General features: G+C 69.5%; 11 protein-coding genes and 1 tRNA gene. 9 read left to right on the forward strand and 3 right to left on the reverse strand.

Annotated features, from left to right (window positions below; all coding sequences use genetic code 11):
• Window positions 1-130 precede the first annotated feature (130 nt).
• Both AB7U92_RS15965 and ispH read left to right on the forward strand, forming a co-directional pair.
• Entirely contained in the window at window positions 131-574 is a 444-nt protein-coding gene (locus tag AB7U92_RS15965) for an FKBP-type peptidyl-prolyl cis-trans isomerase (RefSeq protein ID WP_428578864.1), read from the forward strand.
• Window positions 574-1,545, forward strand: a complete 972-nt coding sequence (gene ispH / locus AB7U92_RS15970) for a 4-hydroxy-3-methylbut-2-enyl diphosphate reductase (protein ID WP_428578866.1) — start codon at window positions 574-576, stop codon at window positions 1,543-1,545. The genes AB7U92_RS15965 and ispH overlap by 1 nt, the downstream gene beginning before the upstream one ends.
• 134 nt (window positions 1,546-1,679) lie before the next feature.
• On the opposite strand, the gene feoB is transcribed toward ispH, so the two are convergent.
• Both feoB and AB7U92_RS15980 read right to left on the reverse strand, forming a co-directional pair.
• The gene (gene feoB / locus AB7U92_RS15975; protein WP_428578869.1) at window positions 1,680-3,527 is read right to left on the reverse strand and encodes a ferrous iron transporter B; all 1,848 of its coding nucleotides are present in this window, start codon (window positions 3,525-3,527) and stop codon (window positions 1,680-1,682) included.
• 3 nt (window positions 3,528-3,530) lie between these two features.
• Window positions 3,531-3,773, reverse strand: a complete 243-nt coding sequence (locus tag AB7U92_RS15980; RefSeq protein WP_428578872.1) for a FeoA family protein — start codon at window positions 3,771-3,773, stop codon at window positions 3,531-3,533.
• Window positions 3,774-3,908: 135 nt separating this feature from the next.
• On the opposite strand from AB7U92_RS15980, the gene bfr reads away from it, so the two are divergent.
• The 5 genes from bfr (at window position 3,909) to AB7U92_RS16005 (ending at window position 6,907) form a co-directional block, all read left to right on the forward strand.
• Window positions 3,909-4,385: a bacterioferritin gene (gene bfr / locus AB7U92_RS15985; RefSeq protein ID WP_428578875.1), complete on the forward strand. Its 477-nt coding sequence runs from the start codon at window positions 3,909-3,911 to the stop codon at window positions 4,383-4,385.
• Between the two features lie 10 nt (window positions 4,386-4,395).
• Window positions 4,396-4,602, forward strand: coding sequence for a (2Fe-2S)-binding protein (locus AB7U92_RS15990; protein WP_428578878.1), 207 nt, complete (start codon window positions 4,396-4,398; stop codon window positions 4,600-4,602).
• 43 nt (window positions 4,603-4,645) lie between these two features.
• A complete protein-coding gene (serS, locus tag AB7U92_RS15995; protein ID WP_428578881.1) occupies window positions 4,646-5,941 on the forward strand; it encodes a serine--tRNA ligase in 1,296 nt (431 codons plus the stop codon).
• Window positions 5,942-5,943: 2 nt separating this feature from the next.
• Window positions 5,944-6,750, forward strand: coding sequence for a 2-keto-4-pentenoate hydratase (locus AB7U92_RS16000; protein WP_428578884.1), 807 nt, complete (start codon window positions 5,944-5,946; stop codon window positions 6,748-6,750).
• A 66-nt stretch (window positions 6,751-6,816) separates the two neighbouring features.
• Window positions 6,817-6,907, forward strand: a tRNA-Ser gene (locus AB7U92_RS16005).
• Window positions 6,908-6,970: 63 nt separating this feature from the next.
• Here AB7U92_RS16005 and AB7U92_RS16010 read toward each other — a convergent pair.
• Window positions 6,971-7,330: a hypothetical protein gene (locus AB7U92_RS16010; protein ID WP_428578887.1), complete on the reverse strand. Its 360-nt coding sequence runs from the start codon at window positions 7,328-7,330 to the stop codon at window positions 6,971-6,973.
• Window positions 7,331-7,635: 305 nt separating this feature from the next.
• Between AB7U92_RS16010 and AB7U92_RS16015 the strand changes: the two genes are divergently transcribed.
• Both AB7U92_RS16015 and AB7U92_RS16020 read left to right on the forward strand, forming a co-directional pair.
• Window positions 7,636-8,124: a Spy/CpxP family protein refolding chaperone gene (locus tag AB7U92_RS16015; RefSeq protein ID WP_428578890.1), complete on the forward strand. Its 489-nt coding sequence runs from the start codon at window positions 7,636-7,638 to the stop codon at window positions 8,122-8,124.
• 35 nt (window positions 8,125-8,159) lie between these two features.
• Window positions 8,160-8,779 (forward strand): response regulator transcription factor (locus AB7U92_RS16020; protein WP_428578893.1); only part of this gene is annotated, 620 nt, incomplete at its 3' end.

Here is an 8,779-nt window from a genome sequence, read left to right on the forward strand (position 1 = left end):
CGGCCGGCCCTTGCGACAGCAGCTTCTCGCGGGGGCGCGCGTCGGGTGGAATGTCCTTGATCACGGTCGGGAGGGCCGTGCGGGCCGGGCTCGTAAAATCCGCAGCCAGTCTACTGGAGCGGGCTACGCCGTGAATCTCGTGCAGCCGGGGTCCTTCCTGACCCTGCACTACCGCCTCGCCGGGCCTGACGGCGCCGACATCGTCAACACCTTCGCCGACAAGCCCGCCACGCTGTCGCTGGGCACGGGCGAGCTCGCCGCTGCGCTGGAGCGGCGCCTGCTCGGCCTGGCCGAGGGTGCGCGCGAGGTCTTCGACGTGCCCGCCGGCGAGGCCTTCGGCGAGCGCAACCCGGAGCTGCTTCAGCGCGTGAAGCGCTCGCTGCTCGACGAACTGGGCGACCCCGACCAGACCTACCACGTCGGCGACGTGGTGCAGTTCCCCACGCCCGACGGGCAGGCGAACTACGCCGGCGTGGTGCGCGAGGTTGGCGACGACTGGCTGCTGTTCGACTTCAACCACCCGCTGGCCGGCCGGCCGGTGACCTTCGAAGTGCAACTGATCGGGGTGCTGTGATGGGCCAGGACATCGTCGACGGCCCGCACGAGGTGGTGCTGGCCGAGCCGCGCGGCTTCTGCGCCGGCGTGGACCGTGCGATCGAGATCGTCGAGCGTGCGCTGAAGAAGTTCGGCGCGCCGATCTACGTGCGCCACGAGATCGTGCACAACACCTACGTGGTCAACGACCTGAAGGCCAAGGGCGCGATCTTCATCGAGGACCTCGCCGAGGTGCCGCCCGGCGCCACGCTGGTCTTCAGCGCGCACGGCGTGTCGCAGGCGGTGCGGCAGGAAGCGCGGCAGCGCGGCTTCTCGGTGTTCGACGCCACCTGCCCGCTGGTGACCAAGGTGCACGTGGAGGTGGCCAAGCTGCACAAGGATGGCTACGACTTCATCATGATCGGCCACAAGGGCCATCCGGAAGTCGAGGGCACGATGGGCCAGCTTGACGACGGCATCTACCTCGTCGAGGACGTGGCCGACGTCGAGGGCCTGGTGCTGCCGCAGACCGAACGCATCGCCGTGGTCACGCAGACCACGCTGTCGGTGGACGACGCGGCAGAGATCCTGGCTGCGGTCAAGCGCCGCTTTCCGAGTGTGCGAGAGCCGAAGAAGCAGGACATCTGCTACGCCACCCAGAACCGCCAGGATGCGGTGAAGGTGCTGGCGCCTTCGGTCGACGTGGTGATCGTGGTCGGCAGCCCGACCAGTTCCAACAGCAACCGCCTGCAGGAGCTGGCCGAGCGCCTCGGGACGCCGGCCTACATGGTCGACCAGCCGGATGACCTGAAGGCCGAGTGGCTGGACGGCAAGCGCCGCGTCGGCCTCACGGCCGGGGCGTCGGCGCCGGAGATCCTGGTGCAGCAGGTGATCGAGCGGCTGCGTTCGCTGGGTGCGGTGTCCGTACGATCGCTACCGGGCGTGGCGGAGTCGGTGCACTTCCCGCTGCCGATGGGCCTGGGCGACCGCTCGATGGCCGGCATCGGCTGAGTCCGCCGCAGCCGGCGCAGCCGGCTTGGTCGCGGCGCGACCTGCGCAGCGGGCGCAGCAGCAGCGTCCAGAGGGCATAGGCCGCGCTGGCGGCGACGATCAGGCCGGCGATCAGGGTCTGCGCGTCCGGCATCTCATCCTCCCAGCCAGAGCGTGACGCGATAGGTCACGAACGCCGCCGCATAGGCCAGCGCAAAGAGGTAGGCGAGCATCGCCAGCGGATAGCGCCACGAGTTGGTCTCGCGCCGCACCACCGCCAGCGTCGACAGGCACTGCGGCGCGAACACGTACCAGGCCAGCAGCGAGTAGGCCGTGGCCAGGGACCATCCCTGCGCGATCACCGGCAGCAGCGAGTCGGCCACCGCATCGCCCGAGGCCGACAGCGCGTACACGGTGCCCAGCGCGCCCACCGCCACCTCGCGCGCCGCCAGCCCCGGCACCAGCGCGATCGAGATCTGCCAGTTGAAGCCGATCGGCGCGAAGACGTGCTGCAGCGCCTGGCCGAGCTGGCCCGCCAGGCTGTACTGGATGGCCGGCCCGGTGGCGCCTGCCGGCGGCGCCGGATAGCTCGACAGGAACCACAGCACCACCATCAGCGAGAAGATGATGGTGCCCACCCGGCGCAGGAAGATCGTCGTGCGCTCCCACAGGCCGAGCACGAGGCTGCGCAGGCTGGGGCGGCGATAGGGCGGCAGCTCGAGCATCAGCGGCTGGTAGCTGCGCCGCGTCCAGAAGCGCTTGATGCACCAGGCCACCGCGCAGGCCGAGGCCACGCCGGCGACGTACAGCCCGAACAGCGTCAGCCCGCGCAGGTTGAAGGGGCCGACGTGGCGAGAGGGCACGAAGGCGCCGATGAGCAGCGCATAGACCGGCAGCCGCGCCGAGCAGGTCATCAGCGGCGCGATCATGATGGTGGCCAGCCGGTCGCGCGGGTTGGCGATGGTGCGCGTGGCCATCACCCCCGGCACCGCGCAGGCGAAGCTCGACAGCAGCGGGATGAAGGCGCGCCCCGACAGGCCCACCTTGCCCATCAGCGTGTCGAGCAGGAAGGCCGCGCGGGGCAGGTAGCCCGAGTCCTCGAGCAGCAGGATGAAGAAGAACAGGATGAGGATCTGCGGCAGGAACACCAGCACGCCGCCCGCGCCGGCGATCACGCCGTCGACCAGCAGGCTGCGCAAGGGGCCCTCCGCCAGGTGCGCGCCGACCCAGCCGCCCAGCCAGGACATGGTGGCTTCGATCGCGTTCATCGGCCATTCGGCCCAGGAGAACACCGCCTGGAACATCAAGAACAGCAGCGCGGCCAGCAGCGCCAGGCCGGCCACCGGATGCAGCACCACCGCGTCGACCGCCAGCCGGAAGCGCTGCACGCGGGGTGAAGCGGGCGCGGCCAGGGCGAGGATGCGGCGCACCTCCTGCTGCAACTCCGCGGGCAGGCGCGACGTGGCCGACTGCACTCGCGCGCCTTCGGGCAGCGCCTGCAGCGCCGCGACCTGCGCCAGCAGCGCCTCGTGGCCGTGGCGCCGAACCGCCACCGTCTCGACCACCGGACAGCCGAGTTCGCGCGCCAGCACGGCCGTGTCGATCGCCAGGCCCTGGGCGCGCGCGGCGTCGATCATGTTCAGCGCCACCACCATGGGGCGCCCCAGCGTGCGCAGTTCGAGCACCAGGCGCAGGTTCATGCGCAGGTTGGTGGCATCGACCACCGCGACGATCGCATCCGGCACGTCCTCACCCGCGCGGCGCCCCTCGATGACCTCGAGCGTCACCTGCTCGTCCGGCGTGGTCGGCGTCAGTCCGTAGGTGCCGGGCAGGTCGACCATGGCGACGCGGCGGCCGTCGGGCAGCGTCGCGCTGCCGACCTTGCGCTCGACCGTCACGCCGGCGTAGTTGGCGACCTTCTGGCGCGCGCCGGTCAGCAGGTTGAACAGCGCGGTCTTGCCGCAGTTCGGGTTGCCCACCAGGGCAATGCAGGTCGGGGGCATGGTTCAGGCCGTTCCGACCTCGATGCAGCGCGCCTCCGCCAGGCGCAGCGCGAACAGCGTGTCGCCCACGCGCACGGCCAGCGGCTCGCGGCCGCCCGGGCCGCGGCGCAGCAGGTGCACGGGCTCGCCGGGAATGAACCCGAGTTCGGCCAGGCGCCGCAGGTCGCCGGGCGAGAGTTCCGGCGATGCCGGGGTGACACCGCGCACGACGGCGCGTCCATCGTCGGGAAGTTCGCTCAGGATCATGACAACGAGGTTATTGCTAATGCGAACGATTATCAAGTAATATTCGCTCGACCTTGAGCGTGAAGCTGGCTCTTCCAGTGGCGGATTGAGGCAGATCAGAATGGAATGGTCCCCTCACCCCAGCCAGGAGCAGCCATGAAAAGCGACCCGCAGGTGATTGCCCACCTCAACGCCCAGCTGAAGAACGAACTGACCGCCACCAACCAGTACTTCCTGCACTACCGCATGCTCAAGCATTGGGGCCTGGACAAGCTGGCGAAGAAGGAATACGAGGAGTCGATCGGCGAGATGAGGCATGCGGACAAGCTCATGGAGCGCATCTTCATGCTCGACGGCCTGCCCAACCTGCAGGACCTCGGCAAGCTGATGATCGGCGAGAACGTGCCGGAGATCCTGGCGTGCGACCTCCAGCTGGAGCAGGGCGCCCAGGGCACCATCAAGGACGGCATCGCCTACTGCGAATCGGTGCGCGACTACGTCTCGCGCGACATCCTGCAGGACATCCTCGACGACACCGAGGAGCACATCGACTTCCTCGAGACCCAGATCGAGCTGGTCGGCAAGGTCGGCCTGCCGAACTACCTTCAATCCATGATGGGCGATCCCGCCTGAGGACACACCGATGATCGTCTGCGTCTGCCGCCGCATCTCGGACCACCGGATCCGCGAGGCCGTCCGCGACGGCGCGCAGACGTTCGACGCCCTGCAGCGCGAGCTGGGCGTGGCCACGCAGTGCGGCCGCTGCGCCGAGTGCGCCTGCCAGGTGATGCGCGAAGTGAGCCAGGCGCTCGCGACCGAGGAAGAAGCGCTCGCCTGCCTACAATCCTGAGGTCCCAGACCCCCGGAGGGCGCCGCGCGGCGCCCGGCTTCCCATGCTCGACATCAACCTGCTGCGCAAGGACCTGGCGCACGTGATCGCGCGCCTCGAGGCGCGCAAGACACCGCAAGCCTTCCTCGACGTGCCGCGCTTCCAATCGCTGGAGGCGGAACGCAAGGCCATCCAGACCCGCACCGAGGAGTTGCAGGCGCAGCGCAACAGCCTCTCGAAGCAGATCGGCCAGCTCAAGGCCAAGGGCGGCGACACCGGCGCGCTGATGGCGCAGGTGGCCGGCATCGGCGACGAACTGAAGACCTCGGCCGAGCGGCTGGAGGCGATCCAGGCCGACCTGGCAGAGATGCTGATGGCCGTTCCCAACCTGCCGCACGAGAGCGTGCCGGTGGGTGCGGACGAAACCGGCAACGTCGAGGTGCGCCGCTGGGGCACGCCGCGCAGCTTCGACTTCACGCCGCGCGACCATGTCGACCTCGGCGGCCCGCTCGGGCTCGATTTCGACACCGGCGCCAAGCTCAGCGGCTCGCGCTTCACCTTCCTGCGCGGGCCGGCGGCGCGGCTGCATCGCGCGCTCGCGCAGTTCATGCTCGACACGCAGACGCAGGAGCACGGCTATACCGAGTGCTACACGCCCTACATCGTCAACCGCGAGATCCTCGAGGGCACCGGCCAGCTGCCCAAGTTCAAGGAAGACATGTTCTGGGTCAGCCGTGGCGGGGACGAAGCGCAGCGCGAGCAGTACCTCATCTCCACCAGCGAGATTTCGCTGACCAACACGGTGCGCGAGCAGGTGCTGGCCGAAAGCGCGCTGCCGATCCGGCTGACCGCGCACAGCCCGTGCTTCCGCTCCGAGGCCGGCAGCGCCGGGCGGGACACGCGAGGCATGATCCGCCAGCACCAGTTCGACAAGGTCGAGATGGTGCAGATCGTTCACCCCGAGAAGAGCTACGAGGCACTCGAGCAGATGGTCGGCCATGCCGAGGCGATCCTGCGCAAGCTGGAGCTGCCCTACCGCGTGGTGACGCTGTGCACCGGCGACATGGGCTTCGGCTCGACCAAGACCTACGACCTCGAGGTCTGGCTGCCGGCGCAGAACACCTACCGCGAGATCAGCTCCTGCTCGAACTGCGAAGCCTTCCAGGCGCGGCGCATGCAGGCCCGCTTCAAGAACGCGCAGGGCAAGAACGAGCTGGTGCACACGCTCAACGGCTCCGGCCTGGCCGTGGGCCGCGCACTGGTGGCGGTGCTGGAGAACCATCAGCACTCCGACGGCTCGATCCATGTGCCGGCGGTGCTGCGACCCTACCTGGGCGGGCTCGAGACGCTGAAGGCCTGAACGTGGACACCGCGTCGCTGGCCGGCGAACTGCTCGACGCCTGGCGCGATGCGCGGCTCGTCGGGTTGCCGAGCGAGCGGCCGGGCGGACTGACGCTCGCACAAGCCTTCGACGTGGCCGAGGCGATCCGGCAGCGCCGCGTCGCCGCCGGCGACGAACCGCGCGGCTACAAGATCGGCTTCACCAACCGCACGATCTGGCCGCGCTATGGCGTGTTCGCGCCGATCTGGGCGCCGGTCTGGCGCAGCACGGTGACCCTTCTGGAAGGCACCGAGGCGCGGGTGTCGATGACGGGCCTGGTCCAGCCTCGTCTGGAGCCGGAGATCGTCTTCGGTTTTGCGCGGCCGCCGCAAGCCGGCATGAGCGAGGCCGATCTGCTGGATTGCCTGGAGTGGGTGGCGCATGGCTTCGAGATCGTCCACACCCACTTCGCCGACTGGCGCTTTGCCGCGCCGGACACGGTGGCCGATTTCGCACTGCACGGGCGGCTCTGCGTCGGCGCGCGCGTGCCGGTGTCGCGCTTCGCGCGGCTCGGCGAGGAACTGGCGGCGCTGCGGCTGACCCTTCTGCGCGACGAGGCCGAAGTCGACAGCGGCATCGGCGCCAACGTGCTCGACGGCCCCCTGAGCGCGCTGCTGCTCTGGCTGGAGGCGATGGCCATCCACACGCCGCAGTGGCGCGTGGGCGCCGGCGACGTGGTGACCACCGGCACCATCACCGATGCCTGGCCGATGGCGCCGGGGCAGGTCTGGCGCAGCCGGCTCGACCATGCCGCACTTCACGGCCTGACGTTGGTCACCGTGCCCTGAGTGGCCTGTACGAGTGCGCTAGAATGCGCGGCTCGGCAGCGACCCGCCGAACGCTTTCACAACACCGGAGAGGTGGCAGAGTGGTCGAATGCGCCGGACTCGAAATCCGGTATACGGTTTCACCGTATCGAGGGTTCGAATCCCTCCTTCTCCGCCAGTTGAATCGCGCACCAAGCCCCGCCAGACGGGGCTTTGTCGTTTCTGCGCGGCCGGTGCGTCGTCAGTCCGCTTGGGCGGGCAGCACACCGTCGAGACGGAAGGCGGCCAGTGCCCGAAGTTCCTCGCGCACGGACGGCGGGAAGCCGCTCCTGGCGGGGCGGCTGTCACGCAGAAGCTGGTTGAAGAGGTGGCGGCATCGGTCTGACCGCAGCCAGCTCTGCGCGATGTGGTTGACGATGCGCGGATAGCGCGAGCAGGTGTTCGCGGGCCGGAGCACCAGCGGCAGCTGCAGCACCCATTCCGTGGCATCGAGACTCAACTGCCGGTCGCTCGGACCCGACGGACGGCGATGCCGGCTCCACTGAAAGGCAGGCCCGGTCGGGCACGGTGGAGTGGCGGGGCGGGAGAGGGACTCGAGCATGGCGTCGTACGGGCTGGGCAGCGGGTTGCGGGGCACGGACTGACGGCAGACTTCGCCGGTTCGGACCATTCTGGTCAGCCATGTCGTCCGGGCACAAGCCCGAGCGGCGGGGGGCTCCCTGATCCAGGGGACGCCTGCCTGCGGGATCGGGGGTATTCACAGATCTTTACCCCCCCGCCATCGCCCATTCACCCCCCGGGGTAACCATCTCGCTCCATGGGCCGACCCGGCCCGTCATGAAGGAGCCAGAGATGTCCCGTACCCCTGTTGTCGCTGCCGCCCGTCGCCCTGCCGAAAGACGCGGCATGAAGTGGATGCTCTCGGGCATGGTCGTCGCCGTGGCGGCGACCTTCGCCCTGTCGGCCTGGGCCATGCCCGGCGGCCATGGCCATCGCGGCATGGACGGCTCCGGCATGATGATGGGCGGCCGCGGTGTCGACCGCATGCTCGACGGGCTCAACGCCAGCGATGCTCAGCGCACCCAGATCCGCCAGATCTTCAAGGGCGCGCGCGACGACATGAAGGCCCAGCGCGAACAGCGCCGTGCGCTGCACGAGCGCGGGCTGCAGATCTTCTCCGCACCCAACGTCGACGCCGCCGCTGCGGAGTCGCTGCGCCAGCAGATGCTGCAACTGCACGACCAGGCCAGCAAGCGCCGCATGCAGGCCATGCTCGACGCGAGCCAGGTGCTGACGCCCGAGCAGCGCGCCAAGCTGGGTGAGCGCATGAAGCAGCGCGGCGAGATGATGCGCGAGCGCATGGAGCGCATCGAACGCGAACGGCCCCGGCAGTGATCCTCCTTCAGGAGCGTGACGCTATGCTTGCGCCGATGACGACGCGAGTGCTGCTGATCGACGACGACGCCCGCCTCTCGGCGATGGTGGGCGACTACCTTCGCCACGCGGGTTTCGACGTGACGACTGCCGGCTCGCTGGCGGCGGGGCGCGAGCGGCTGGCCGCCGAGACCTTCGACGCCCTGCTGCTCGACCTGATGCTGCCCGACGGCGACGGCCTCGACCTGTGCCGCGAGCTGCGTGCCAGCGCGCGCACGCGCTCGCTGCCGCTGCTGATGCTCACCGCGCGTGGCGAACCTCTGGACCGCATCGTCGGCCTCGAGCTCGGCGCCGACGACTACCTCGGCAAGCCCTTCGAGCCGCGCGAACTGCTGGCCCGCATCAAGGCGCTGCTGCGCCGCGCCCAGCCGCAGCCGGCCGACGACGAGGTGCTGCGCTTCGGCCGACTCGAGATCGACCTCGGTGCTCGCATGGCGAGGCTGGACGGCAAGCCCTGCGACCTCACCAGCCACCAGTTCGACCTGCTGGTGGTGCTCGCCCAGAGCCCGGGGCGGGTGCTCTCTCGCGACCAGATCATGGACTCGCTCAAGGGCCATCCGCTGGAGGCGTTCGACCGCTCGATCGTCGTGCACATCTCGCGCAGCCGGGCGGTCAT

The organism is Piscinibacter sp. (assembly GCF_050175855.1).
Classification (GTDB): Bacteria; Pseudomonadota; Gammaproteobacteria; order Burkholderiales; family Burkholderiaceae_C; genus Piscinibacter.